Raw genomic sequence first — 25,331 nt, 5'->3', positions numbered from 1 at the left:
GGACGGCGGGGCGCAGCAGTGTCGCAGGCGGCCCGGATCGCGGCGCGTTTCGGCGTACCGCACATCGCCACCGGCGCGCTGCTGCGTAGCCACGTCGAGCGGGGCACGCCGCTCGGCCGCGCGGTGCGCGTCAGCATCGAGGCGGGCCGGCTGGTGCCGGACCGGGTCGTGCGGGACACGGTGCGCGAGGCGATGGCCGACGCGAAGGCGGCCGGCGTCGGGTACGTGCTCGACGGCCACCCGCGCCCAGGCCCGCGCGGTGTACCGGACCGCGGCCGAGCTGGGCATGACCGCCCACCCCGCGCTGCACCTGCGCGTCGATGACGAGGAGGCGGTCCGCCGGATGCCCGCCCGGGCCGCCCGCGAGCACCGCGCCGACGACACCGAGCCGGTGATCCGCCGGCGCCTGCGGCTCTACCACGAGGTGACCCGGCCTGTCGTGGACGGCTACGCCAAGCGCGGCATCCTCGTGAGCGTCGACGGCACCGGCACCCCCGACGAGGTCACGGCCCGCGTGTTCGAGCGGCTCGACGCGGTCGAGGCCGACCCGCCGGGCGGCCGACCCGCAGGAACACGGACCGTGGGTCGAGCCGGAGTGCGCGGCCCGAACGGCTCGCGGGAGCGCCCCCGCGACGGTTCTGCGAAGGCGGTGAGCCGTGCGAGGGTGGTGCGACGGTCGACGAGGGGGCAGCCGATGCTGTGGACGGTGGCGCGCGCACTGTTCGAGGTGTACCAGGAGAGCCGGGCCGACAAGGAGCTGACGCGGCTCCACGGCCGCGAGTACCGGATCCGGGTGCGCACCCGCAACGTCAACCAGCCAGGCACGATGCACGCGCGCGGGCCCTGGGTCGCCGTCCAGGAGGTGGGCCGCGAGCCGGAGCAGAGCCTTGGCTGGATCACCGACACGGGCATGGTCGAGGTGGCCGTGCGCCGGGCCGCGCCGCCGGCGTTCCTTGTCAGCGTGTTCAGTCGCGACTTCTCGACGTTCTGGCACGGCAACGCCGAGATGACCGTCGCGCTGCCGCTGGAGCTGGGCACGGACCTGCAACCCGGCGAGTTCTGCGTCGCGACGCGCACCGGGCGGCTGGAGCAGTCCAACCCGCCGGGCATGCGGCACCGGGTGGCCAAGGTCCCGGCGTTCCTGCTCGACACGGCCGTCGCGCCGGACATCGCCGCCGAGATCAACCTCTACGGGCAGTGGATCTGGGGGGTCAAGAAGTGGCAGCACCGGCCGTACGAGCTGTCGCCGGGCAGCCACGTCGAGCGACCCACGCCCAATGAGCTGCGGCCGGTCCTGCCGGACTACGAGGCCATCCTCAACCGGCAGCTCGGCCGGTAGGTGAGGCCGGCGGCGTAGCCAGGGTTGCTGGGTTTACGACGCGTCCGGCCCCGGCGTGGCGGGGGGCGCGGCGACCAGCGAGTCCAGGTGACGGTGGACCACCGCCCGCTGCAGCTCCGGCGGGAACCGCTGGGGGAACAGGGCGGCCTGCATGCCGAGACCGTCCAGCAGCGACCGCAACCGGACGCTCTCCAGCTCCACATCCAGATCGGCCGGCAGGCCGCCGGCCCGCTGCGCGCTCCGCAGGGTCCGCAGCACCAGCCCGTGCAGGGCCTGCTGGATCTCGTCGGCGTGGCGCAGCAGCGACGGATGGGTCCGGGCCGCCACCGCGAACTCGAGCCAGAGCACCAGCTCGTCGCGGCGCACCGCGTCCAGCGGCAGAAACTCGGCGAGCAGGTCCTCGGTGCGCCGGCGCCGATCGCCGCGGCCGCTGCCGGTCTCCCCCAGAAGCCAGTCGGCGTGCGCCCAGACCCGCTCACCGACCCGCCGGCCGAGCTCCTGCAACGCGAAGATCATCAGCTCGTCGTGGTCGGTGAAGTAATGCCGGATCGATCCGATCGCCAGGCCGGCCTCCTCGGCGACATTGCGCAGCGAGGCCGCCTCCAAGCCCTCACGGGCGACCACGACGTGGACGGCGTCGACTACCGCACGCCGGCGCTCCAGCGGATCAACGATCTTCGGCATGCGGCTTTTATAGCACAGTCATGCCATGGTAATTTGGCACGGCGTTGCCAAATACGGGAGGTGCGGCAGTGAACGGCTGGGTCCTGGCGACGATCGCGGCTTCCTCTGGCAGCGCTACCGCGGCCGGACCTTCGTGGCGATCATCGGCTCACTGGTCCTGATGTTCGCCTACGCCCTGCTGGCCGACAAGCTCGGCATGCACGCCGAGGCACGCCCCATCCAACTCTCCATCGGCATCAGCTTCATCGGTGAGGCCCTGGCCGTGACACGGCGGGGCCTGGTCCTGAACGTTCCGTTCGCCCCGGAGCGCCGGTGAACCCTTGACTCGTCGTGCCGGCTCAGGCCTCGATCCAGCCGTGCGGCCTGGCCAAGTCGGCCAGAGCCGCCAATCCAGCTGACACCAGCTCACGCATCTGCGTTGTGCTGAGTTCGCCGCGAGCCCACCGCTCCACGATCGCCTCGGCCGAAGCATCGACAGCGAGCCCTTGACCACCCTGCCGCTCCCCCAGGTGGGCGTTCGCGCACGACGGCAGTACGGCGCGCGGTCGGCTTTCCGCGCCGGAGCGCGATCCGCGTTCCAAGCAGGCCTCGGCCCGGGCCTTCTCCTGGCGAGGTGGGCGATACAATGATCGGCTTGAATCGGATGGCGCGGCCGTGTACGCGCTGTACCGGACGCGCGGGGGAGGAACGATCGATGGCGAACGAGCAGTTCACCGCCGGTCAGGCGCCGGACGCACAGGCAGCCGGATCAGCGGCCGAGTTTGTGGCCCAGATGCGCGCGCTACGTCAGTGGTCCGGACTGACCATTCGACAGGTTTCGAAGAAGGCGCAGGAAGCCGGCGACGTGCTGCCGCACAGCACGCTGAATACGGCGTTGGGCCGGGCCACCCTGCCGAGGGAGGAACTGGTCGCGGCTTTCGTCCGGGCATGCGGCGGTGATCAAAGCACGGTGAACGGCTGGATCACGGTGCGCAAAAGGCTTGCCGCGGCCACGGCGGGTCAGCCCGAAGCGGTCGCCACCATTGAGACCGCGGGCAAGGCCGCCGCCAACTCGTCCACCGACGAGCCGAGAGTCCGCCCGCCGTGGGGACTGCTCGACGCGGTACCGCCCCTACCGGCTGAGCTGGCGCAGGTGCCCGGCTGGGAGCGCGACGGCCTGAAGCCGCTGGAGGCTGCGACCGGCGACGAGCCGGACCTCAGTGGCGCTGAGACGGTGACCGTCGAGGCGGCCGACGTCAAGTCGACCGGCGACGAGCCAGTTGCCGCCGAAACGCCCCCCATCGGTGAGCCGTGCCAGCACGCCGGCGAGCCGGACTCGTCTACCGCGAGCGAGCGCGCGGAGTCGACCTTGACCCCTGGACGCGACCTGGCGGAAACGCGGCCCGAGCCGGCCGCAGGCGAGTCGGTCCTGGCCGTGGACAGGCCGGTCAGGTTGCATGCCTACTCGGAGGGGACGCTGGCCACGGTCGTGAAGAACCGGCGTAACCGCACCTGGTCGGGACAGCACCGCAAGCGGACCACAGCGGCCGATGGCGAGGCTGTCGAACCGCTGCGGCTACGGGATTTCGCGCCGCCGCTGGCATTCCGGGCCGGCTGGTCGGCGCGCGTGCTCCTCGGCATCCTGGTTGTCGTGTTCGTGCTGGTAGCCGTCGGCGTGGCCGTCCGGACGCTCCGCGAATTCGACAGTGGTAATGGTCCCGCAGATGCGCGCGCTGACTCGACGGTCGACTACGACGTCGAGGGGCCACTGCCGTCGGAAGATGTCGGCGGGCAGACATCGAGCCCCAGCCCCAGCCCCAGCTCTCGGCCGACCAGCGCCGCCCTGGCGCCCACGAGCACCGCGCCGAGTTCGCCCAAGGTGTCGCCGACGAGGGCGGTCACCGCGCTGCCCGTGCCGGGGAAGTACCGCATGATGCCGGCGGCCACCGCCAATAAGTCGTACTGCGTGGGCGTGGGTCCGGAACCCGGAAACAACCGGCGGGAGGTGGCGGTACTCGTTCCCTGCGCCGAGGCGAAGCCCGCTACCAGCGAGCTGCGCAAGGTCGCAGCGTCCACATACCAGATCTACTGGGCGAACCCGTCCGGGGGCGGCGGATGCCTGCAGGTCGACCCCAACCCGAACGGCGAACCGTCGACCGCCGACGGGATGCTGCTGGCGCCGCACGGCTACTGTAATCGTCCGGATCAGCGGTTCATCCTCGAACCGGTCCAGACGAACGCGGGCCAGGGCTACCGGCTGCACGCCGAGACCGCACCGAAGACGTGCATCGGCCCGATCGGCGGTGGCCGGAACGCGGGTACCGCCGTTGCCCAGGTGTCGTGCCTCAACGACAACGTGCAGGTATTTCTCTTCGAACCGTAGCATTCCGCGTTCGCCGGCAACGCAATCGAGAGCGTCATCGGCATCGAGCGCGATCATCGTCGCCGTTTCTGATGGGGCTGACCGACCGGCTCCGCTCGGTAAGGTGGGGTGGGGCGATCGGCAGTGGAGGATCGACGGTGCTGGACGGCTATGACGCGGACAGCTTTCGCGGCAACTGCGAGGAGTGCTTCGGGCTCTGCTGCGTCGCGCCGAGCTTCTCCGTCTCGCCGGACTTCGCCGTCGACAAAGCGGCCGGCGATTCCTGCCCCAACCTGCGGCGCGACCACCGGTGCACGATCCACGGCAGCCTGCGGGCGCGAGGGTTCAACGGGTGCGTCGCCTACGACTGCCTCGGCGCCGGGCAGAAGGTCGCCCAGGTCACGTTCGGGGGGCGGTCCTGGCGGGAGGCGCCGGACACGGCCGAGCGGATGTTTGAGACGTTCCGGGTCGTCCGCCAGCTACAGCAGCTGCTGTTCTCGCTGGTCGGCGCGATGGAGTTGCCGCAGAGCCGGCCGCTGCGGCCCGACCTGGCGGCGCTGCGCGACGAGATCGACGCCGTGACCCGAGGCAGCGCCGACGCGATCGGCTCGACCGACCTGCCGCGGTACCGGCGGCGGGTGGACGGGCTACTGCTGCGGGTCGCCGGGGAGCTGGCCCGGGCGGGCGTCAGCCGGGCGATCACCCGACGGGGCATCGATCTCAGCGGCGTCGTCCTGGCCGGCGCCTACCTGCGCGGCGCGGACCTCACCAACGCGAATCTCGGCGGCACCCTGCTCGCCGGTGCCGACCTGCGCGACGCCGACCTGACCAACGCGGACCTGACCGACGCTGACCTCGCCGACGCGAACCTCGCCCGGGCCGACGTGACGGGTGCGGACCTGCGGCGCAGCGTGCGCCTGACGCAGACGCAGCTGGACGCGGCCGTCGGCGACGCATCGACCGCGATCACCGATCCTCTGGTCCGGCCGGCGCACTGGTGACGTCCGGCCGGTGCGACTCACGCCACCGGCACGCCCTTGCCGGCCAGCAGCGCCTTCGCGTCGACAGCGACAAGGCGAGTCGAGCCGGGTGAGGGTGGGCTGTGTGCGGATCGCTACAGGCTGAGGGCGAAGATGCCCGCCAGGATCACCAGCACGACCACGATCAGGCCCGTGAAGGAGGCCACCGTGCCGGCGACCAGAGCCGAGCCGATCCGCCGGGAGATGAGCTTCAGCGCGCCCAGCGAGACCACCAGGCCCGCGACGAGGAGCGGAAGGCCGACGGCCAGGAGCACCAGTGTGAGTCCCCAGCCGAAGCCGGAGCAGCCGAAGCCGGAGCAGCCGAAGTCGCGCGGGCCATCGCAGATGTACGGCGAGGTGGACGGCGGTTCCTCCGGACCGAGCGCGACCGCCACCAGGAGCAGCGCCGCCAGCCCGGCGGCATACCAGCCGGCCATGACTCGCCGGCTTCTCCGATGACGCTCTCGCAGATCTACAGCCGGCCTGAGGGTCTCGGCATCGACCACTTCGAAGGCCGCAGCTTCGTCGGCTGGCACCGCCACGTCACGACGGTGGTCGCCTTTAGTGCTGGCCATGAATCTCCCGGTGCAGGTGTTCCATCCGCTCGTCCAGCCGTGCCGCGTCGTCGGCCGCGGCCACAAGCTCGTCGCGGAGCGCGGTGGGGATGTCCGGGTCGTACTTGTAGTAAATCTTGTGTTCCAGGCTGGCCCAGAAGTCCATCGCCACCGTGCGCAACTGCACCTCGACCGGTATCTCGACAACGCGGTCGGACAGAAACACCGGGATCTCCACGATCAAATGGAGGCTGCGGTACCCGTTGGGCTTCGGTACGGCGATGTAGTCCTTCGTCCGCAGAAGGCGCACGTCCGATTGCCGAGTCAGCATGTCCGCGACCGTGTATACGTCCGAGACAAAGCCGCACACGATCCTGATGCCCGCGATGTCGTAGATGTTGGCGCCCACCTCCCCGACCGTCATCGCACAGCCGATACGCTCCGCCTTCGCGCTGATGCTGGCCAGCGTTTTCAGCCGCGGGCTGACGTACTCGATCGGGTTGTCCCGGCCCTTGTGCACCAGTTCCTCGGCGAGGATCTTCACCTTCGTTTCAACCTCGGCCAGCCCGAACTTGTAGCGCAGCCTGAACTGTGAGAACTCCTCGGCCAGATCTCGCAGCGTCTCCAACGCAGATGCGTCATCGAGCACGGATCTCAACTCATGCGAGGCGCCGTCGTCCGCGGTCTTCTTGCGCTGATACATCTGCCACCTTCCGTCATCGGCGCGGGTGAGGTACGTGTGCGTTGTAGGTGCCTCACTGGCCAAGCATGACGTACTCCTGGCTGGTGCGGCCGTTTTGGCACACTCATGCGGGCAGGACTTCCGTGCTGTCGCTGTCAGCCGTGCGGCGTACGGCTTCCGTGATCGTGATGGTGTTGCGGCGACGGTTGGCCGGGTCTACAGCGCGCACGACCAGTCCTCGCTCGGCGAGTTCGTTGATCGCCTCGACGACGTAGCTGCGGTCGACTCGCAGCGCCCGGCCAGCGCCGCCAGGATGCCGGCCCTCGCCGGGATCGGGCTGTCGCGGAAGCGGCGCTGGCCGGCGGCTGCCGTGACGACCATGCCGACCACGGCAAGCACGTCCACCTCCACCGGCAGGTCGTTCGTGCGGCGAACGACACGCCGGGCTGTCGCGGAAGCGGCGGCGCACAGAACCCGCTCGGCGTCGTCGACGGGCAGTGTCACCTCGCCGCGCCGCTCCAGCTCGCGAACCGCGACAAACGCCCAGCCCAGGTCAGCGGCCCCGGCGACCGCGACGCGGATCTCGTCGTCGTCGCGGGGCAGGCCCTGCCACGGCGCCACCGTCGCGATCCGGGACAGCCGCAGCCGTCTCCGTTCCCGATCGGTCAGCACCGGACCGGCACCCCGGCCGTGGACCCGAGCCCCGATGTCGGCGGCGAAGGGTCGCGGTGCCTGCGCAAGCCGCGCAGACATGATGAAGATCACAAGAAATCAATAACGACCGTTTCAAAAAGTAATATCGGCTAATTAAGATCGGGTTTCGTCGACGCCCCTGAGGAGAGCGCCGTGAGCAACAAGGAGATCTTGCGCGCGTACTACGAGCAGGCAGCCAAGCAACGCGCCAGTTCGCCCGACGCGCCTCCCGGCGATCGGCTTGCCGAGTTCTTCCACGAGGACGTCGAACTGCCGGCGAACACGATGCCCCATGGACGGCAGGGCCTCGATGGGCTTCGCGAGCACAATCGCTACATGGGGACGGTCATGAGATCCAGTGGCTCGACCGTCGAAGCGATCATCGCCGAGGGCGACAAGGTGGCCGTGCGGTTGACGCTCCGCGGCCAGGTGATCGGCGAGGTGATGGGCCTGGTGCCGAGCGACAAGGAATTCGAGATCGAAGAGCTGATGATCTTCACGTTTCGCGACGGCAAGATCAGCAGGGTCGACCGTATCGCCGACCGCTACGCGCTCGTCGAGCAGGTCGGCCAAGGAGTCATCGCTGTCGGTTAGAAGCCCGCCCGGTCTCGCGACGCTGGACGACCGAGCAGGAAAAACCCCAAGTGCGCGACAAGATACAGGGGTACATAACCGTGTCACACAAAGAAGATCGACGGCTCCACTTCAACCTCCACCTCGACCCGGCAGGCCATCACATCGCCGCCTGGCGCCGTGCCGGCGGCGACTTGTCCCGCTACGACGACATCGCCTATGACATCGGGCTCGTCCAGCTCGCGGAGCGGGGGAAACTCGACTCGATCTTCATCGCCGACGCTCCGTTGCTGCTGCACAACGCCAAGTATCGGGTGCCGTTGCTCGAGCCCATCACGTTGCTGTCCGCCTACGCGGTCGCGAGCAGCCACATCGGCCTGATCGCGACCGCCTCGACGACCTACTTCGAGCCCTACAACCTGGCCCGGCAGTTCGCGTCGCTGGACCTGGAAGGTGCTCATCCCGGCCAACCTGGTCTGGATCAGCCGCGGGCGCGCCGGGTGGAACATCGTCACGACGGCCCTGACCGCCGCGGCGCGGAACTTCGGCGACAAGGCACTGCGCGACCACGACGGCCGCTACCGCGACGCCGAGGAGTTCGTTGATGTCGTGACGAAACTCTGGGACAGCTGGGAGGCCGATGCCGTCGTCGCTGATGCCGCGACCGGCGTGTTCGTCGACACCGACAAGGTGCACGCGATCGACCATCAGGGGCGTGTCTTCGACGTTGCCGGCCCGCTGAACATCCCGCGCTCGCCGCAGGGTCGCCCGCTGCTGGTGCAAGCCGGCGCATCGGAGGCCGGACGGAGCTTCGGCGCCAAGTACGGCGAGGTGATCTTCACCAGCCAGCTGTCGCTGAAGTCCGCGCAGGCCTACTACGCCGATATCAAGCGCCGCGCTGCCGGGTTCGGGCGTTCGCCGGAGGAGATCGCCATCCTGCCGGGGATCAAGACGGTGCTCGCGAGTACCGAGGCCGAGGCCCGGCAGCGGGCCCATGAGCTCGCCGAGCTCGTCGAGCCCGAGATCGGCCACGCCATGCTGTCCTGGCAGGTCGACAGCATCGAACTGCCTGCGATGCCGCTCGACGAGCCGTTCCCAGACCTCACCGCGACACTGCCGCTCGAGGTGCGAAGCCGCTACGAGCGGCTTGTCGTGATGGCGCGCGAGCACGACATGACGACCCGTCAGCTGCTGCGGCGACTGGCCACCGGCACCCATCGCGAATTCATCGGTACGCCTGAGCAGCTGGCCGCCGACATCGAGGAGTGGTTTCGCGCCTATGGCGCAGACGGTTTCACCATCCAGCCGCAGGAGCTCCCCGATGGGCTAGAGGTCTTCGTCGAGCACGTCGTCCCGATCCTGCAACGCCGGGGGCTGTTCCGCCAGGAGTACGAAGGAACGACGCTACGCGATGCTTTCGGGCTCGCTCCCGTACCGAGTCGGCACGCAGGCGCGCTCGTGGCCGAGTGACGGCTCACGGCGCATAGGCCCGCAGGAATGCGTCGACCCCCGTCTGCTCGGTTCGACGGACGACCTCAGGTGGAACCGGGCGCGTGCCCAACGCGCTCTCGGCATCGAGGTCGGCCCAGATGAGAGCGAGGAAGTGGCTACTGGCGCGCGCCGGGTTGTCCATCTTGAGGCGCCCGGCGTGCGCGAGCTTCGCCATCTGGCCGGCCAGCGCCTCGAGGGAGGCGTCTCGCCCCCGTCGGCTCACCGTGTCGGCGAAGAGATCGGGAAACCGGCCGATCTCGGCGTAGAGCAGCCGCCGTATCGCCCAGGCGTCGGGGTCGAGCATGCAACTCGTCAGGTTCGCCGCGAGCTCGAGCAGAGCCTCTCGAAGGTCCTCGGGCTCCGCGGGAAACGCCGCCAGCGCCTCGAGCGTCTTGGCCGTCAGCTGCTCGTTGGCCGCTCCGATCGCGTAGCGGAAGAGCTTCTCCTTGCTGCCCATGTGGTTGTAGAGCGTCGGCGTCGCAACGTCGGCGGCTTCGGCGATGTCGCCCATTGTTGTCGCCGCGTAGCCCTTCGTGCCGAAGACGTGCTGCGCGGCGCGCAGGATCGCCTCGCGCTTGTCGACCCGGCCGCGGAGCGGCGGGCCGGTTGGAGTGCCGGTCGTCATGGACAGGAGTTTATCGGGGTTCTCAGATACTGAAACGATGATGCAAGTTTTCTGAACTGACCGTACAAGTTATCGCTATGCAAGAGAAAACCTTGATCTTCGCCGGAGCCCGCTCCGGTCGGCGGCAATGAGCCCGGCCGATCGCGACGGCCGCTTCCGGCCGGCGAACATCGCCGCATTGCGGGAAGCCGGGATCGGCAGCCTGACCCTCGACGCGGCGCTCGGCGACCCGCGCGACCGCCTCGGTCGCGGCATCGGACGTGCGGTGCGCAGCACGCTGTCGGAATATCCGCACCGGCGGGTGCCGAGCAACCTCGGTGCGCCGCAGGCCACCGTCCCGCGGCTGCGGGCCGAGGTCGGGGAGATCGAGCACGCAGTCTGCGGCCCGGTTCACTCGCCGCAGCAGGATGCCGTACTGCTGGCCGCCGGGCGCGCCGCCCTCGGCGAGGCTTCCACTACTCGACACGATCGAACGGTCACCCCGGAGAGAAACGCATGAAACGCTGGATCCTTGTCGTGGCCGCGATCGTGCTGCCCCTGAGCGCGTGCGACTCGACCGCCGACGCGGGCGGCGACGCCGGACGTGCGGGCGGTCGCGCGACGCTGCTGGTGAGCCCGCAGCCAGCCACTTTCGATCCGGCGACGCTGCCGTCGGTCGGCACCTCCGATGCCCCGGTCGGCTACGCGCTGTACGACAACCTCTTCCGCATCGACTACAACACAGGCGCGGTGATCCCGCGGCTGGCGCAGTCCGTCACGCCCAACGCGGACGCGACGGTCTGGACCATCGCTCTGCGACCGGGGCTCACCTTCAGCGACGGCACATCACTCGATGCCGCGGCCGTGAAGTACAACTGGGACCGGATCAAGGACAACCCGCAGCTGGGATCGCAGTGCTACACAACGGTTCAAGGCTTCACGTCCGTCGACGTCGCGAGCCCGACCGAGCTACGGGTCACACTGCCCGAGCGGCGCGGCAGTTTCCCGCAGCAACTGTTCGGCAACGGCAATCTCTACACCGGCACGTGCACGAACATCGCGTCGCCGACGGCGCTGCAGAAGCACGGCGCGCGCTACGGCACCAGCCCGGAGACCACCGTCGGGGCAGGCCCGTTCGTGCTCAAGGAGGCGGTGCCGGGCGATCACCTGACCCTCGTGCGCAACCCCCGCTACTGGGACGCGCCCCGCCCGTACCTGGACGAGATCACCGTCAAGCCGTCGCGTGACATCACGACGTCGGTCAACGCCGTCATGTCCGGCGCTGCCCAACTGGCCGCCGCCCAGGCGTTGACGCCGGACATCGGGCGTTACGAACAGGCCGGGTTCAAGTACTACATGCAGCCGATGAACGGCGCCGCGATGGTGATCCTCAACGCGTCCAAGCCGCCGCTGGACGATGTGCGCGTGCGTCGCGCGCTGACCCTCGCGACCGATCTCGACGACCTGGCGAAGAAGAACTTCTTCGGCACCGTCAGCACCGCCGGTGGCTGGTTCGACAAATCGTCGTACTTCTACGACCCCCAGAACACCGCCAAGCTCACCCAGGCCACGAACGGCCTCGCCGAGGCCCAGCAGCTGATTGACGCCTACGTCGCCGAGAAGGGCCCGGTATCCGTGTCCGCGGACGCCGGAGGCACCACCCTGCCGCTGTACACGACGTTGCAGCAACAATGGCAACGCCTGCACAACGTCCAAATGAACGTCAATATGGTGACCGGTACGTCGTCAAACGACCGTCTCCTCACCGGCAAGGTCCAGGTCGCGCTCAACCAGTCCGGCGCCAACGATCCCGAGGCCATGTTCGCCTCCTTCGGCATCGGCGGGCCGCAGAACTACCTGAAGTGGTCCGATCCGGAGCTCAACACGATCCTCGCCCAGGCTCGGGCCGAACTTGATCCGGCCGCCCAGAAGCCGCTCATGGTCCGCGCGGCCGAGCGGCTGGTCGAACTGCACTGGTTCATCATGTTGTACCGCCCGGGGGCTCCGACGCTGGTCGCGAAGAACGTCACCAACATTCAGTTTCACGACCCGTCACAAGTCGATCTCGCGCAGGTGAGGTTGAAATAGTGACCGGCTCACATCCGGGCGAAAACGCTGGCGCGGCGGCGCGCCAGCGCTACGCCCACAACGCGCCGGCCCGCTTCGCGGACGACGCAGCCGACATGAACACACCACTGCTCGAGGTTCGCGATCTGCGGCTGTCGTATCGCACCGAGCGCGGCCTGGTCCGCGCGGTGGACGGCGTCAGCCTCACCGTCGACCGTGGCGAGACACTCGGCCTGGTCGGCGAGTCCGGCTGCGGCAAGACGGCGTTCGCACGCGCGGTCATGGGACTCGTGCCCGCAAGCGCCGCAGAACGCGGCGGATCGGTCGTGTTCGAGGGCGAGGACCTGCTCACGCTCGATGACAAGGCGATGCGGAAGATGATGGGCGCGCAGATCGCGATGGTCTTCCAGTCCCCGCTGACCTCGCTGAACCCGGTGATGCGCATCGGCACCCAGATCATCGAGAGCCTGCGCCTGCATCGCTCGCTCACCAAGGCCGAAGCGCGCGCCACCGCCGCGGACCTGCTGAGGTCGGTCCACATCGCTGATCCCGGGGGAACCCTGCGGCGCTACCCACACCAGCTGTCGGGCGGCATGCGCCAGCGAGTGATCATCGCGATCGCGCTGGCCTGCGGGCCCAAGCTCCTGCTGGCCGACGAGCCGACGACCGCGCTGGATGTGACGGTGCAAGCGCAGATCCTCGACCTGCTGGCCGAGCTGCGGCGCGAGCGGGGGATGGCGACCGTCCTCGTGTCGCACGACCTCGGCGTGGTGGCAACCCGCACCGACCGCATCGCGGTGATGTACGCCGGCAAGATCGTCGAGTACGGCCCGACGCCGGCGCTGTTCCACCAGACGAGGATGCCCTACACCAAGGCTCTGCTGGGGTCGATTCCGCGCCTGGACGCCAAGGGCCGGCGCCCGCTGAACACCATCCCGGGCCGGCCGCCGAGCCTGCTCGAGCCCGGCCCCGGCTGCCGGTTCGCGCCGCGCTGCGCCTATGCCCAGCCGCGCTGCCTCGCCGAGGAACCGCCGCTGCGCGACAGCTCGACACCCGGGCACTACTTCGCCTGCTGGAACCCGATCGGGACGGAGCGGTAAATGACACCGAAGCTCGAGATCGAGCACCTGACCGTCGAATACCCCGCCGGCCGCGGCCAGACCGTGCAGGCCGTATCCGATGTCAGCTTCTCCCTGGCGCCCGGCGAGACTCTGGGACTCGTCGGCGAGTCGGGCTGCGGCAAGTCGACGATGGCCAAGGCGGTCTCGCTCCACGTACGGCCGAAAGGAGGGTCGATCCGCGTCGACGGACGCGACCTGTCGACCCTGCGCGGAGGCGAGCTGCGGCGCGCACGGACGAAACTGCAGATGATCTTCCAGGACCCCGTCTCCGCCCTGAACCCGCGTCGCCGGGTCGAGGACATCGTCGGCGAAGGGCTGCGTATCTGGGGAACGGGCAGTGCGCGCGAGCGTGCTGACAAGGTCCGCGCGACGATGGAGGCGGTCGGCCTCACCTACGATCCGGCCGCGCACCGACGGCCCGGGCACTTCTCCGGCGGCCAGTGCCAGCGCATCAGCATCGCGCGCGCACTGATCCTCGAGCCGGAAGTACTGATCTGCGACGAACCGGTGTCCGCGCTCGACGTCTCCGTCCAGGCACAGATCCTCAACCTGCTGGCCGAGCTGGGCGAGCGCTACGAGCTGACGATGCTGTTCATCTCCCACGACCTCGCGGTCGTCAAGCACATCAGCGACCGTATCGCGGTCATGTACCTGGGCAAGGTCTGCGAGATCGCCACGCCGGAGCTGCTCTACGAGCGGCCGCTGCATCCCTACACGGCCACGCTGCTGGCCGCGATCCCCGTCCCCGACCCGGACGCCCGCCCCGCCCCCGCTCCCCGCTTCACCGACATTCCCTCGCCGCTCGACCCGCCGTCAGGGTGCCGCTTCCGCACACGCTGCTCGCGGGCGAGCGCTCGCTGCGCGACCGAGGAGCCCGTCGCCCGCGAAGCCGCCCCCGGCCACGTCGTGGCCTGCCACCACCCGCTCGCGGCATGAGGGCCGCCACCGGCCTGCTGTCCCGCCTGATCGCGACATTCCTCCTGATCACGTTCGTGGCGGCCCTGCTGCTGCAGCTGACGCCGGGATCGCCGGCGACCGTCATCGCGGGCGACAACACCTCGCCCGAGGTCATCGACGCCATCAACCGGAAGTACCACTTCAACGACCCACTCTTCGTCCGCTACGGCGACTGGCTCGCCAACGCCCTCCACGGCGACCTGGGCACCTCCTATCTCACGCAGCAGCCCGTGCTGGAGGCGATCCTGCAGCGCCTCCCGCTCACGCTCGAACTCGCCCTGCTGGCCACGGTTCTCGCCCTCGCGCTGGCGGTACCGCTGGCGATCCTCTGCGCCCAGCACCAGGGCTCGCGCCTGGACCGCTTCGTCGGGGCATTCAGCTCCGCCGCCGTGTCGGCGCCCTCCTTCGTGATCGCGATGACGCTCATCTACCTCCTGGCCTATCGGACGCACGTCTTCCCGGTCATCGGCTGGACGCCGTTCACCGACGACCCGGTGCAGAACCTGCGGGGCGCGGTGTTGCCAGTGGTATCGATCGCGCTGGCCGACACCGTGGTGTTGCTGCGCGTGCTGCGCGCCGACCTGATCCAGACACTCCAGCAGGACTTCATCGCGCTGGCCCGCTCGAAGGGATTGTCCAGCCGGACGATCATGTGGAAGCACGCGCTGCGCCCGTCGTCGTTCTCGCTGCTCACGCTGAGCGCGCTGACGCTCGCGCGGCTGCTGGCGGGCACGGTGCTCGTCGAGAGCATCTTCGTGCTGCCCGGCCTCGGCACGCTGTTGCTGGACTCGATCACCAACAAGGACCTCGTCACCGTCCAAGGCACGGTCGCCTTCATCGCGATCGCGTTCCTCGTCATCAACTTCCTGGTGGACCTGCTCTATGGCATCCTCGATCCCCGCACCCGCGTCCGCACGTAAGCCCCGGCGGCGCCCGTGGCTGGGGCCCGCCACCGCCATCGCGTGGCTGACGATCGTCATCCTCGCGGCGCTCACCGCGGACCTGCTGCCGATCAGCGAACCGGATGTCGACGTCGGATACGGCGTGCAGACGCCCCCGTTCGGCGTTGCGGCGCAAGTACTGGGCACCGATGCGCAAGGCCGCAGCATCTTGTCACGACTGATCTATGGCGCCCGCGTCTCGCTCGGCGCGGCGGCGACAGCGCTGGTGATCGCGATAGTCCTCGGCCTCATCATCGGCGTCACCGCCGGTTACGTGCGGGGCAAACTCGACACCGCCATCGGGCTCCTCGTCGATGTGATGCTGGCCTTCCCCGCGCTCATCCTGCTGCTCGCGCTCGCGGCCGTGCTCGGATCGGGCATCTCGACGATCATCATCGGGCTGTCGATCGCCGCGTTCCCCTCGTTCGCGCGGCTCGCCCGGAGCAGAACACTGCAGTACGCCGAGACCGAGTACGTGCACGCCGCGCGCGGGCTCGGCGCGCGGCGTAGCACGATCCTGCTGCGCGAGGTCCTTCCCGCCGTCGCGCCACCGGTACTCGCCTACGCGGGCGTGATCGCTGCCGTGCTCGTCCTGGCCGAGGCCGCCCTGAGCTTCCTCGGACTCGGCGTCGTCACCCCGACCCCAAGCTGGGGCAACATGATCGCCGACGGCCGGAACTACCTGCAGACCCGGCCGCACCTCGTCTTCATCCCCGCCACGGTGCTGTTCCTGACGATCCTGTCATGCAACACCCTGGGCGAATGGCTACGCGAGCGCTCCGACGCGCAGACGACCGCCTCGCCGTAGCCGGCGAGCCGCATGGTCGCGGCGGCCAGGTCCACGAGCCATCCCTCGATGTTGGCTGTTTGCCGGCGGCCGTCGAGGATGCATGTATGGATGTCGAATTGAGCCGGCTTGGCCCTGACGGCTTCGAGCGGATGTGCCAGGCTTTGGCGGTGCCCGTGCTGGGCGCCGGCACCATCGCATTCGGCGACGGGCCCGATGGGGGTCGTGAGGCCACTTATACCGGGCGGCTGGATTCGTATCCGAGCCGGAACGCGCCGTGGGACGGGTACCTGGTGTTGCAGGTCAAGTACCGATCCACGATCTTGGGCACCGCGGCCGACACGTCGTGGCTGCTTACGCAGATCACGAAGGAGTTGCATGCCTGGGCCGACCCCACGACGGCGCGGGTACGGGATGGCCGGCGGCCCGAGTACCTGATCTTCGCCACAAACGTAGCGTTATCGGCCGTGCCGGGGCGCGGTGGCAAGGACCGGATCGAGGAGGCGATCCGGGGCTACGCACCTACGATCGGGCTGAGGGAGTACAGCGTCTGGGACGCTAACCAAATAGCCACCTACCTCAATGCCTACCCCCAGATTCGCCAGGCGTTCGCCGCGCTGATCACGCCCAGCGATGTTCTCGCGCGCCTCATGGACGGCATGAGCGCCTCGTCGGTACATCCTGGGCCTGACGGCTTGGCCGGATTCCGGCTCGATGATGGCGAGTTACCGCGGTTGTCCGGGCTCGACGCTCACGAGCTCGGAGTCAAGGCGTCGATCGAAAGTCGTTATGGACCATCGACCCCGGTGCCCTACGTGGCACGCGACGGAGACGAGGATCTGGTCGGCGCATTACACGTGGGCGGGTTGGTGCTTGTCCACGGGCCATCAGCGACGGGCAAGTCGCACAGCGCTGTCGAAGCGTTAGGCCATCTACCACCGTCTCGACTCCTGTTCGTACCCGAGCGGCCTGAAGCGCTTCGGCAACTGGCCGAGCGGGGTCGGCCGCCGGAACCGGCCGTCATCTGGCTCGACGATCTGGAGCGGTTCATCGTCCCGGGTGGTCTCGACCGGGCGGTACTGGACAGGCTGTGCCCGGCGGGTGATCCGTCCGTGGTGGCCGTGGCCACGATTCGCGACGAGGAGTTGTCCAGGCTGGGGTCGACTCCCGCGTTGTCCAGGGTCGTCACAGACCTCGTGGAGCATGCCCGCTTTCGCCTTCGGCTCGGCATCGAGCTGACACCGAGCGAGGTAGCGCGAGCCGAAGAGCTCCGGGACGACCCGCGCATCGCAGAGTCGCTCGACCATCCTGACGATGGGTTCGTCGAGCACCTGGCGGGCGGTCCGCAGATGATGCGCCGCTGGCAGACCGGCGTCGCCAGCGCACTGCATCCGGGCAGTGCGATCATCTCCGCGGCGGTCGACTGCCACCGGGCCGGTTACCGTGCCGCGATCTCGGGCGAGCAATTGCGCGAACTGTACCAGGATCACCTGCCTGCCACGCTGCGCCGCAGGCGCGACCAGGTCAGTTTCGACGAGGCACTCGCATGGACGACCGAACCGGTGTGCGGCGCGAACTCCTGCCTCACCCCCGTCGACGGTGGCTACGTCGCCCACGATTACTTGGTCGATCGCACCCAGCTTGGCTTCGGCCCGCTCGCCTCCGTCCCCGTGAGACCCGCGACTTGGCGGACAGCCCTCGCCGCCTCAGGCCAAGACCCGAACGCGCGGAGTTCGGTGGGCCGCGAGGCGATGCGGGCGGGCATGCCCGGCGTGGCTCGCAGCGCCTACCAGCCCGCCGCCGAGGCCGGTCATGCCCCGGCGATGGGCATGCTGGGAGCGCTGCTCTTCGTTACCGGCGAGTTGGCCGAAGGCGAGCGGTGGCTCCGCCGCGCCGCGGCAACCGGAGAAGCGCTCGCCATGGCCGCCCTCAGCGAGATATTGGCAGCAAGAGGTGAAACTGCGGAGGCGGAGCGTTTGCACCGAGGTGCGAGAGACTCCGGTGACCCACTTCTGACGTCGGTTCTGACGGCTGATCCTTTTGCTCCCGCCAACGATCGCCGGCACCAGCGTGACGAGTTGACAGCGCTCCTGGCCGATGTCGGCAACCCCGCGGCAATGGTCGCCCAGGGCCGACGCCTGGTCCGAGAAGGCGACGTCGGGTCAGCCGAGCCGCTCCTGCGCAGGGCGATCGAGCGAGGCAACAGCGAGGCCATGGCTGTCTATGGGGCCGCGCTGATTGTGGACGGCAAGGCCGCGGAGGCCCGCCAGTGGCTCCTGCGTGCGGCCCGAGCCGGGAACACCGAGGCGATGATCCTGCTCGGCCATGCCCTCATGGGCCTGGGCGAGTTCGATGAAGCCAACCGATGGTTTCGAGACGCGGCCGACGCCGGCGATTCACGCGGTGTGATCGAGGGCGAATTCTGGCTACGGATCGCCGCAGAAACCGGCGATACCGACATGGCGTGCTCGCTGGGGGCGAGCCTGGCGGCACGCGGCGAACTCGCCGAAGCGCAACAATGGCTGCGCCGCGCGGCCGACGCCGGCCGCGTCCCGGCGATGGTCGCCCTGGGAGCCGCGCTCGCAATGCTGGGCAACGAGACCGAAGCCGAGCATTGGCTGCACCGCGCCGCCACCGAAGACGACGTCCATGCGATGGTCGGCCTCGGCCTCCTGCACCTCCAACGAGAGGAGTACGAGCAGGCAGCGGCGTGGTCCCGGCGCGCCGCGGAGGCCGAGAACATCAACGGCATGGTGCAGCTGGGCCATGCCCTGGCCGCGCTCGGTAACGCCACGGAGGCAAAGCGGTGGCTGCGGATCGCGGCCGAACGGGGTCACCCGACGGCGGCTCACCTGCTCGGCGTGATGCACGGCATCGACGGAGAGGACGAGGAGGCGATCACCTGGCTGACCCGCGCCGCGGACGCCGGCAGCCTCGACGCTGTCATCGGCCTGGGCCTGTACCACCTCAATCGACACGACGACAACGAAGCGGCCATCTGGCTCCGTCGAGCCGCCGACCGCGGTGACGTCCACGCCATGGTCGTGCTGTCGGCGATGGCCGCGCGATACCCCGCGACCGAGGCCGAGGCTGCGGAATGGACCGAGCGGGCGCGTGAAGCGGGCCTACCGGACCCAGAGGCCGCCGTCCACGAAGCTCTGGTCGAGTTGGCCAGGTTGGAAAAGACCGCCGTTCCCGATCGGGACCGACGCAAAGGGTGACTCCACCTCCGCTCCCGCATCGAGGAGCGCGTCGGCCGCGCCGAAGACACCGGGTCATGATGTCCTGGCCGTTCTCGCGGATCTTCGTTTCAGGCCCGGCGGATCGGCACGTGCGTCGGCTCCGGTGGCCCGCCGAGGAGCGCGCCGCCTCAGCGGTCGAGGTCGCGGTCCGGTCGCGGCTCCTCCGGCTCGGGCGCGGGGGTGTGCCGTTCGGCCTCCTGCCGCGCGTGGTGCAGCGACGCGGCCGCCCGTCGGATGCCGTCCAGCGCCGCGGCGTCGACCTCCGGGGCCGGCGGCCGGTCACTCGCCGCGTCCCGTAGGTCGGGCAGTGGCACGTCCGGGCTGGCGAGCGGCTCGGCGAGCGAGGTGATGCCCGCCAGCTCGGGGCGCCATTGCGGCCCGGCCCCGGTCGCGACCCGTTCGACGTCGGCGGCGAACCGCTGCGTCTCGGCGGACGTCCACGGCCTGGCCCGTTCGGACTCGATGGCGGCGGCCGCGGCCGGCGCCTCGCGCCACTCACCGTCGGGCGTCAGGTCGTTGCGATACAGCCGGTCGCCGCCGCGGCGGTAGATGTCGACCGAGTCGACGATCCGGTCCTCGTCGATCGCCTTGGCCGACTCGAGCACGCCGCGGTAGGAGGCGTCGTGGTTCTCCCGAGCGGTGAGGCGGCCGTGTCCCTGCTCCGCGACCTGCGTGTGGTACCGGTCGATGATGCCGAGCCGGCTCAGCGGCTCGGGAACCGCCATGATGACGGCCTCCACACGGTAGCCGGCGTCGCGGAACATCCGCGCCGGCTCGATGAAGTCGCCGGGGTCCCGCATCGTGGTCTCGATGATGGTGTCGACCCGGTGCTCGATGAGATGGTGCTCGGCGGCGGCCATCCAGCGGCGGCCGTCCATGCTGGTGTACGGGGCGGCGTTGCGGTCGTCCTCAGCCAGCAGCCGCCCGTACTCGGGATGGTAGGGCTTGTAGAAGTCGGAGTTGACGACGACGGCTCCACCACGCTGGTCGAGACGGTCCTGCACCGCCTGGGTGGTCCGGGTCTTGCCGGCGCCGGGCTGGCCCGCGACGAGGACAACGATCGGGTTGTCCTGCGGCACGCCGCGCGCGAGTTCGTGCGGAACGATGCGGGTGTTGAAGATGCGCTGCGATTGCTCGTCGGACAGCAGGTAGCGCCGAGGGTCGATGGGCTGTGTCACGCGTCGTGATCCCCGGGCGCGCGCAGCAGCGCGCGGTACTTGTGCAATACCTGGGTGACGCCCTCATGGTCGGTGGCGCGTAGCCGGTAGCGTTCCTCGACGCAGGCGCCGATCTCGGCACGCAAACGCGCGGCCTCCGGCTCGTCGCCGGCCGCCTCGGCGGCGTTGAGCAGCGCGGAGTAATGCGCCACCCCCTCGCCGATGACCTCGATGGCGACCTCGTAGCGCACCGACTCCTCGCTGTTCCATTCGAACGGTTCCAGCCTGCGGTCTTCGGCGTCGCGCGGCATCCGGCGGCCTCCTCTGCGAACGGAACGGGGCGAGCCCAGCCTAGCCGCATCCCGCTAGGCTGACGTCCTGCCATATCGAGGCCGATGCGCGCCGACAAGGGAGGTTGTATGTACTGCGATCAGTGCGGGCAGTCGCTGCCGCCCGGGGCCGCGGCCTGTCCCCGCTGCGGCGCGCCGGCCGAGCCCCTCCCCGCGGTACCGGCCCAGCGGGCACCGGCGGCGGGCGAGTGGGTGCGGGCCCTGGTGTCGCCGGCCGTCCGGCTCGGCCACGGTCCGGGCGCCCGCGCCTGGCTTGCGGCCATCCTGCTGCGCAACCTGCGGGGCACCGCGGCGGGCATCATCGGCGCCTGGTTCAACGTGCCGTTCACCATCATGATGGCGGCGAGCGGTGCCGTGATCGGCGCTTTGGTGGGTCTGTTCCACGGCTCGTTCCTCGGCCCGCAGATCGTCGCCCGCGTCGACCGGCTGCTGCAGTGGGTGCTGCCGCTGCCGTTCAGTGCCGGCGAGTTGCTGCCGAGCGCCAGCATCCAGATCGGCGGCATCGTCGGGGCGATCGCCGGCGGCCTCAACGGGGCCTGGACCCTGGGGTTGCTGGCCTTCGCCGAGCCGTGGAAGCGCATGTACGCCTCTGACGCGCTCTGGCCGGTGTCGTTCGCGGTCGGCCAGGTCGTGGTCGCGGTGTTCGTCGGCGCGCTCTACCTGCTGTGGTCGGTCGCGACCGAGCCGCTGCGGCTGCGCGTCTCCGGGGCCCGCCGGCTGTCGCGGCGCGAGGCGGAGTGGCTGATGCCGATGGTGCACGAGGTGGCGGCCCGGCTCGGGCTGCGCTCGCTGCCGCATGTGCTCATCGACGACCGGCGGGAGGCGAACGCGTACGCGGGCATCCGGCACATCGTCGTCAACCAGGGGCTGCTCGATCAGCTCGACCACGACCGGGGCCAGGTGTCCGCGGTCATCGCGCACGAGCTGGCGCACTGGCGCGACGGCGACGCGATCGCGATCGCCTGGGCCAAGGGCGTGACGCTGCCGCTGTACCTGCTCTACGAGATCGCCACCCGGCTCACGCGGATGGTGCACAACCGGCCGTTGCACTACCTGATCCGGTTCGTGTTCTGGTCCGTGATCGTCACCGTGCGGTACATCGTCATCCCCATCCAGGCCTCGGCCTGGCGCTGCGCCGAGTACCGCGCCGACGCGGCGGCCGTGCGCGCCGGCTACCGGACCGGGCTCCACCAGGCCCTGAGCTACCTGCACCACTCCTTCGACGGCGAGCGCTCCGGCTGGGACGCCGCGATCCTGGCCATGCACCCACCGACCGAGCTGCGACTCGAGGCGATCGAGGAGCCCGGCCGCTCGTACCCGCTGCGCGACGACGGGCCGGCCCGCATCGCCATGCCGGCCCGACCGTCGCTGTCGACCGTGGAGCGGGACCGGTGAGCGCCGTGGCCCAGCCGCCGCTGCCGCCGTTTCGGGTCGAGCCGCGCCACCAGGTGTACCTCGGGCTGGACCCCGCGGACCGCCTGCGCCGCTGCTGGTCCGGCCCCGAGGACTCGGTCGGCATCGTCGGCCCGCCCCGCTACGGCAAGACCTCCGGCCTCATCATCCCGGCGCTCATGAGCTGGGCCGGCCCCGTCGTCGCCACGTCGACCCGCGGCGACCTGCTGCGCTTCTGCGCGGGCTGGCGCGGGCACCTCGCCGCCCCGCGCGGCGGGCGCGTGCACGTCTACGACCCGTTCGGCTCGGAGCCAGGGATCGCGGGCCTGCGCTGGTCGCCGCTGGCCGGGTGCGAGGACCCGGCGGTGTGCTACCGGCGCGTGGCGGCGATGACGGCGGTCGCCGCGCGCGGGATCTCCGACGGCGAGCACTGGCGGGCCGGCGCCGCCATGCTGCTGCGCGGCGTCTTCCACGCCGCGGCGCTGGCCGGGGCCGACCTCGCCCAGGTGCGCCGCTGGCTGGCCCAGCAGGACGTGCGTACCGCCGCCGACATCCTGCGCCACAGCGAGACCGCGGCCCGGGGCTGGGCCGACGATCTGCAGGCGGTCGAGCACATCGGCGACCGCGAGCGCGGCAGCTTCTTCTCCGTCGCCCGCAACTGCCTCGACGCCACGGCCGAGCCGACGGTGCTGGCCTCGACCGCCGCCACGGACCTCGACCTCGACCAGTTCCTGCGCACCGGCTCGACCCTGTTCATCGTCGGCCCGTCGCACCACCAGGACGCGATCGCGCCCCTGATCGTCGGCCTGGTCGACGCCATCGCCCAACGCGCGGCCGAGCTCGCCGCCCGCTCACCGGGCGGCCGGCTGGCCGATCCGCTGTTGCTCGCCCTCGATGAGGTCGCCAACATCGCGCCGCTGCGCAGCCTGCCGAGCCTGGTCAGCGAGGGCGGCGGCCGGGGCATCGTGTCGATGTGGGCGGTGCAGTCGCTCGCGCAGCTACGGGCCCGCTACGGCGCCGACGAGCAGCAGGCCATCCTCGCCGCCACCACCGCCAAGCTCATCTACGGCGGCATGAGCAACGGCGAGGACCTGCGCAACGTCTCCAGCTGGGCCGGCGAGGCCCGCGACCCGCAGGTGACCTACTACGCCGGCGGCTCCACCACCACCGGCATGATGCGCGGCCCGCGCCCAGCCGGCGGACTGACCGACGACGACGCCAGCCGGCCGCACTCCGTCAGTGCGCTGTACCGGCCGGCCCTGCCCGTCGAGGCGATCCAGCAGCTCCCGCCCCTGCACGCTTGGCTGTTCTACCGCTCCGACCCGCCGCTGCTGGTCGAGACCCGGCCCGCCGGACTCATGGAGCCCTACCGCGAACTGTCCGGCCCGTCCCCGACCCCGGCTCAGGCCCAGGTGACGTCGTGAACCTGCCGGTGGCGGCCTCCTGCTGCCCGCACTGCGCGGCTCCGGCCCGGCCGCAGGCCCGCTTCTGCCGCGCGTGCGGCCGGCAGCTGGAGCAGGCCAGGGCCGAGGTCGACCGGCCGCCGGCGCCGGCTCAACCCGCGGCTGAACGCCCGCTGGTGGTGGCCGAGCCGCCCGACGCGCCCCGGGACCGCCGCCGGCTCCGATTGCGGCTGTTCATCGGGGGCGGGCTGGTCCTGGCGCTCGTCCTCGGCTACCTCGCCGCCCGCATGTCCGACCGGGCCCTCTATCCGCCCGAGCGCGCGGTGCGCGCGTTCTTCACCGCGCTCGCCGCCAAGGACACCACGGCCATCCGGAGCCTGGTGAACTGCCGCTACGGGCCGCTGTGCGAGCCGGGCGCCCTCGACAGCGGCTACACGCCGCCGACCGGCCTGCAGATCAAGGGCGTCGACTACGGCGGCGGCACGCGGTCCGAGCCCACCCGGCTGCCGGACCGCGCCCACGTCGCTGTGCGGGTGCGGTACCAGGCCGGCGGCAAATCCTTCGACGACGTCATCGGGCTCGGCCGGGCCGGCTGGTTCCACGGCTGGTCCATCACCGGCGCGCCCGGCTGGCCGGTGATCGTCGACAGCGCGCAACTGCCGAAGGTCCGGGTCGCCGCCGCGACCGTCACCACCGCGCAGGACAAGCCGGCCGGCGCCGACCGTGCGCTCACCGGGCACGTGTGGGCGCTGCCCGGCGTCTACACCATCGCCGTCGCCGACGACCCCCTGTACACCGCCGACCCGATCACACTGACCGTCGGCGGGAGAGGACCAGAAACGAAGATCAGCCCGGCGGCACGCCTGCGCGACAACGTCGCCGCCGAGGTCGACCGACAGGTCAAGGCGCGCATCGACGCGTGCGCCGCGCAGGACAGATTCCGGCCCGACACCGATCCAGCGCCGCTCACCTGGAAGGACTGCCCGTTCTCGGCCAATGAGCGGTACACCATCACCCGCAGCGTCGCCTGGCACATCACGCGCTATCCCAAACTGGAGCTCAAGCCCGGCGACGGCCGCCCCGTGCCGGTCAAGACGGTCGTGGAGGGCGAGGCGGTCGTGAGCTACGACTGGTCGACGGACATCCTCGAACCCCGTCGCTGGACGCCGGTCAGCCAGACCGTCCCGTTCTCCGTCGACGGCCAGGTCACCACCGGCGACGACGGCAAGCTGGTGTGGACGCCGTGAGCGAACTCGATCAGCTGCGCGCCCAGCTACAGGACGTCGAGCGGCGACTCGCGACGGTCGTGGAAGCCGTCAACGGCCTGGCCTCCATCGCCGCCGACGTCACCGCCCTCAGCGAGCGGCTGCACGAGCCGGGGCGCGCCCGGCCCACCGGCCCGTCGCGGCCGAGCTGGTTCACAGCCGACGCCGACCAGGCGGTCGCGCTGCTCACCAACCTGACCGCGTGGGTCGCGGACGTCCTGGTCAGATACACGGCGGCGCGCGAGTCCCTGCCGCAGTGCTGGATGCTGCACGGCGAGGTGGTCGAGGAACTGCTCTGGCTCCGCGACGCCTGGACCGACGCCTACCGGGGCCCGGACCCCGGACCGGTCGGCGACTGGCACGAACGCCGTATGCCCGGCGTCATGAGTCGGATCCGCCGGTACCCTGGCCAGAACTGCACCTTCGACGAGCATCGCGGCACCGCGGCGGCCGGCTACCGCCTCCGCGACGAGCACCACCCACACGACCGGCTCCCGCGAATCGAGCCCGAGGCCGCAGCGGCCTACGCACGCTGGTGGGTGCGCACACGCGACCTCGGGCCAGCGGCCCCGCCCACGCCGGCGGTCAGCCCACGGCCTGCTTGATCCGGGGCGGATCTCGATCGCCGGTCTCGCCCGCGTCCAGCCCGGACAGTGACGGACTCGGGCC

Annotated in this window: 26 protein-coding genes; 18 read left to right on the top strand and 8 right to left on the bottom strand. The window is 70.3% G+C overall.

Features of this window, described 5'->3' with window-relative positions:
• Positions 1-18: 18 nt before the first annotated feature.
• Both ABT297_RS20940 and ABT297_RS20935 read left to right on the top strand, forming a co-directional pair.
• Positions 19-324, top strand: coding sequence for an adenylate kinase family protein (locus ABT297_RS20940; protein ID WP_350551973.1), 306 nt, complete (start codon positions 19-21; stop codon positions 322-324).
• Positions 287-1,339: an adenylate kinase family protein gene (locus tag ABT297_RS20935; RefSeq protein ID WP_350551971.1), complete on the top strand. Its 1,053-nt coding sequence runs from the start codon at positions 287-289 to the stop codon at positions 1,337-1,339. The genes ABT297_RS20940 and ABT297_RS20935 overlap by 38 nt, the downstream gene beginning before the upstream one ends.
• 33 nt (positions 1,340-1,372) lie before the next feature.
• Here the strand turns inward: ABT297_RS20935 and ABT297_RS20930 are convergent, their stop codons facing one another.
• Entirely contained in the window at positions 1,373-2,023 is a 651-nt protein-coding gene (locus ABT297_RS20930) for a TetR/AcrR family transcriptional regulator (protein WP_350551968.1), read from the bottom strand.
• Positions 2,024-2,048: 25 nt separating this feature from the next.
• Between ABT297_RS20930 and ABT297_RS20925 the strand changes: the two genes are divergently transcribed.
• The 3 genes from ABT297_RS20925 (at position 2,049) to ABT297_RS20915 (ending at position 5,365) form a co-directional block, all read left to right on the top strand.
• Positions 2,049-2,339, top strand: a complete 291-nt coding sequence (locus tag ABT297_RS20925; RefSeq protein WP_350551965.1) for a hypothetical protein — start codon at positions 2,049-2,051, stop codon at positions 2,337-2,339.
• A gap of 378 nt (positions 2,340-2,717) precedes the next feature.
• Positions 2,718-4,385, top strand: coding sequence for a helix-turn-helix domain-containing protein (locus tag ABT297_RS20920; RefSeq protein ID WP_350551963.1), 1,668 nt, complete (start codon positions 2,718-2,720; stop codon positions 4,383-4,385).
• A 137-nt stretch (positions 4,386-4,522) separates the two neighbouring features.
• Positions 4,523-5,365 carry a pentapeptide repeat-containing protein gene (locus ABT297_RS20915; protein ID WP_350551960.1) on the top strand — a complete coding sequence of 281 codons (843 nt, stop codon included), beginning with the start codon at positions 4,523-4,525 and terminating at the stop codon, positions 5,363-5,365.
• Between the two features lie 113 nt (positions 5,366-5,478).
• Here ABT297_RS20915 and ABT297_RS20910 read toward each other — a convergent pair whose 3' ends face one another.
• The 3 genes from ABT297_RS20910 to ABT297_RS20895 all read right to left on the bottom strand — a co-directional run bounded on the left by ABT297_RS20910 (position 5,479) and on the right by ABT297_RS20895 (position 7,372).
• Positions 5,479-5,820 (bottom strand): hypothetical protein, encoded by a 342-nt coding sequence (locus ABT297_RS20910; protein WP_350551957.1) that lies wholly within the window; start codon positions 5,818-5,820, stop codon positions 5,479-5,481.
• A 124-nt stretch (positions 5,821-5,944) separates the two neighbouring features.
• Positions 5,945-6,640: a GTP pyrophosphokinase gene (locus ABT297_RS20905; RefSeq protein ID WP_350551954.1), complete on the bottom strand. Its 696-nt coding sequence runs from the start codon at positions 6,638-6,640 to the stop codon at positions 5,945-5,947.
• Between the two features lie 195 nt (positions 6,641-6,835).
• Positions 6,836-7,372: a hypothetical protein gene (locus tag ABT297_RS20895; protein WP_350552056.1), complete on the bottom strand. Its 537-nt coding sequence runs from the start codon at positions 7,370-7,372 to the stop codon at positions 6,836-6,838.
• Positions 7,373-7,465: 93 nt separating this feature from the next.
• Between ABT297_RS20895 and ABT297_RS20890 the strand changes: the two genes are divergently transcribed.
• Complete coding sequence (locus tag ABT297_RS20890) at positions 7,466-7,906, top strand: ester cyclase (protein ID WP_350551951.1); 441 nt, start codon at positions 7,466-7,468, stop codon at positions 7,904-7,906.
• Between the two features lie 83 nt (positions 7,907-7,989).
• On the opposite strand, the gene ABT297_RS20885 is transcribed toward ABT297_RS20890, so the two are convergent.
• Positions 7,990-8,346: a hypothetical protein gene (locus ABT297_RS20885; protein WP_350551949.1), complete on the bottom strand. Its 357-nt coding sequence runs from the start codon at positions 8,344-8,346 to the stop codon at positions 7,990-7,992.
• On the opposite strand from ABT297_RS20885, the gene ABT297_RS20880 reads away from it, so the two are divergent.
• Positions 8,339-9,355: an NtaA/DmoA family FMN-dependent monooxygenase gene (locus tag ABT297_RS20880; RefSeq protein WP_350551946.1), complete on the top strand. Its 1,017-nt coding sequence runs from the start codon at positions 8,339-8,341 to the stop codon at positions 9,353-9,355. The genes ABT297_RS20885 and ABT297_RS20880 overlap by 8 nt on opposite strands.
• Before the next feature lie 4 nt (positions 9,356-9,359).
• Here ABT297_RS20880 and ABT297_RS20875 read toward each other — a convergent pair whose 3' ends face one another.
• Entirely contained in the window at positions 9,360-10,001 is a 642-nt protein-coding gene (locus tag ABT297_RS20875) for a TetR/AcrR family transcriptional regulator (protein WP_350551943.1), read from the bottom strand.
• Between the two features lie 127 nt (positions 10,002-10,128).
• Between ABT297_RS20875 and ABT297_RS20870 the strand changes: the two genes are divergently transcribed.
• From ABT297_RS20870 to ABT297_RS20840, 7 genes are all read left to right on the top strand, one after another.
• Positions 10,129-10,500 carry a hypothetical protein gene (locus ABT297_RS20870; protein WP_350551940.1) on the top strand — a complete coding sequence of 124 codons (372 nt, stop codon included), beginning with the start codon at positions 10,129-10,131 and terminating at the stop codon, positions 10,498-10,500.
• A 17-nt stretch (positions 10,501-10,517) separates the two neighbouring features.
• Complete coding sequence (locus ABT297_RS20865) at positions 10,518-12,068, top strand: ABC transporter substrate-binding protein (protein WP_350551938.1); 1,551 nt, start codon at positions 10,518-10,520, stop codon at positions 12,066-12,068.
• The gene (locus tag ABT297_RS20860) at positions 12,068-13,147 is read left to right on the top strand and encodes an ABC transporter ATP-binding protein (RefSeq protein ID WP_350551935.1); all 1,080 of its coding nucleotides are present in this window, start codon (positions 12,068-12,070) and stop codon (positions 13,145-13,147) included. The genes ABT297_RS20865 and ABT297_RS20860 overlap by 1 nt, the downstream gene beginning before the upstream one ends.
• On the top strand, positions 13,148-14,104 hold the full coding sequence (locus ABT297_RS20855) for an ABC transporter ATP-binding protein (protein WP_350551932.1): 957 nt from the start codon (positions 13,148-13,150) through the stop codon (positions 14,102-14,104).
• Positions 14,101-15,045 (top strand): ABC transporter permease, encoded by a 945-nt coding sequence (locus ABT297_RS20850; RefSeq protein WP_350551930.1) that lies wholly within the window; start codon positions 14,101-14,103, stop codon positions 15,043-15,045. Before ABT297_RS20855 ends, ABT297_RS20850 begins: the two co-directional genes overlap by 4 nt.
• Entirely contained in the window at positions 15,008-15,874 is an 867-nt protein-coding gene (locus tag ABT297_RS20845) for an ABC transporter permease (protein ID WP_350551927.1), read from the top strand. Before ABT297_RS20850 ends, ABT297_RS20845 begins: the two co-directional genes overlap by 38 nt.
• An 86-nt stretch (positions 15,875-15,960) precedes the next feature.
• On the top strand, positions 15,961-19,074 hold the full coding sequence (locus ABT297_RS20840; RefSeq protein WP_350551924.1) for a tetratricopeptide repeat protein: 3,114 nt from the start codon (positions 15,961-15,963) through the stop codon (positions 19,072-19,074).
• A 149-nt stretch (positions 19,075-19,223) separates the two neighbouring features.
• On the opposite strand, the gene ABT297_RS20835 is transcribed toward ABT297_RS20840, so the two are convergent.
• Together ABT297_RS20835 and ABT297_RS20830 are read right to left on the bottom strand one after the other, a co-directional pair.
• Positions 19,224-20,273, bottom strand: a complete 1,050-nt coding sequence (locus ABT297_RS20835; RefSeq protein WP_350551922.1) for a zeta toxin family protein — start codon at positions 20,271-20,273, stop codon at positions 19,224-19,226.
• Entirely contained in the window at positions 20,270-20,563 is a 294-nt protein-coding gene (locus ABT297_RS20830) for a hypothetical protein (protein ID WP_350551919.1), read from the bottom strand. Before ABT297_RS20830 ends, ABT297_RS20835 begins: the two co-directional genes overlap by 4 nt.
• Before the next feature lie 108 nt (positions 20,564-20,671).
• Between ABT297_RS20830 and ABT297_RS20825 the strand changes: the two genes are divergently transcribed.
• From ABT297_RS20825 to ABT297_RS20810, 4 genes are read left to right on the top strand one after another with little or no spacing between them, the layout of a single operon-like run.
• Complete coding sequence (locus ABT297_RS20825) at positions 20,672-21,997, top strand: M48 family metalloprotease (RefSeq protein WP_350551916.1); 1,326 nt, start codon at positions 20,672-20,674, stop codon at positions 21,995-21,997.
• Positions 21,994-23,418, top strand: coding sequence for a type IV secretory system conjugative DNA transfer family protein (locus ABT297_RS20820; protein ID WP_350551914.1), 1,425 nt, complete (start codon positions 21,994-21,996; stop codon positions 23,416-23,418). The genes ABT297_RS20825 and ABT297_RS20820 overlap by 4 nt, the downstream gene beginning before the upstream one ends.
• Positions 23,415-24,644, top strand: a complete 1,230-nt coding sequence (locus ABT297_RS20815; protein WP_350551912.1) for a zinc ribbon domain-containing protein — start codon at positions 23,415-23,417, stop codon at positions 24,642-24,644. Before ABT297_RS20820 ends, ABT297_RS20815 begins: the two co-directional genes overlap by 4 nt.
• Positions 24,641-25,267: a hypothetical protein gene (locus ABT297_RS20810; RefSeq protein ID WP_350551909.1), complete on the top strand. Its 627-nt coding sequence runs from the start codon at positions 24,641-24,643 to the stop codon at positions 25,265-25,267. The genes ABT297_RS20815 and ABT297_RS20810 overlap by 4 nt, the downstream gene beginning before the upstream one ends.
• Positions 25,268-25,331: the final 64 nt, after the last annotated feature.

It is taken from the genome of Dactylosporangium sp. NPDC000555 (assembly GCF_040300025.1).
In the GTDB taxonomy this organism is placed as follows: Bacteria; Actinomycetota; Actinomycetes; order Mycobacteriales; family Micromonosporaceae; genus Dactylosporangium.
This window is presented reverse-complemented; position numbering and strand designations above follow the sequence as displayed.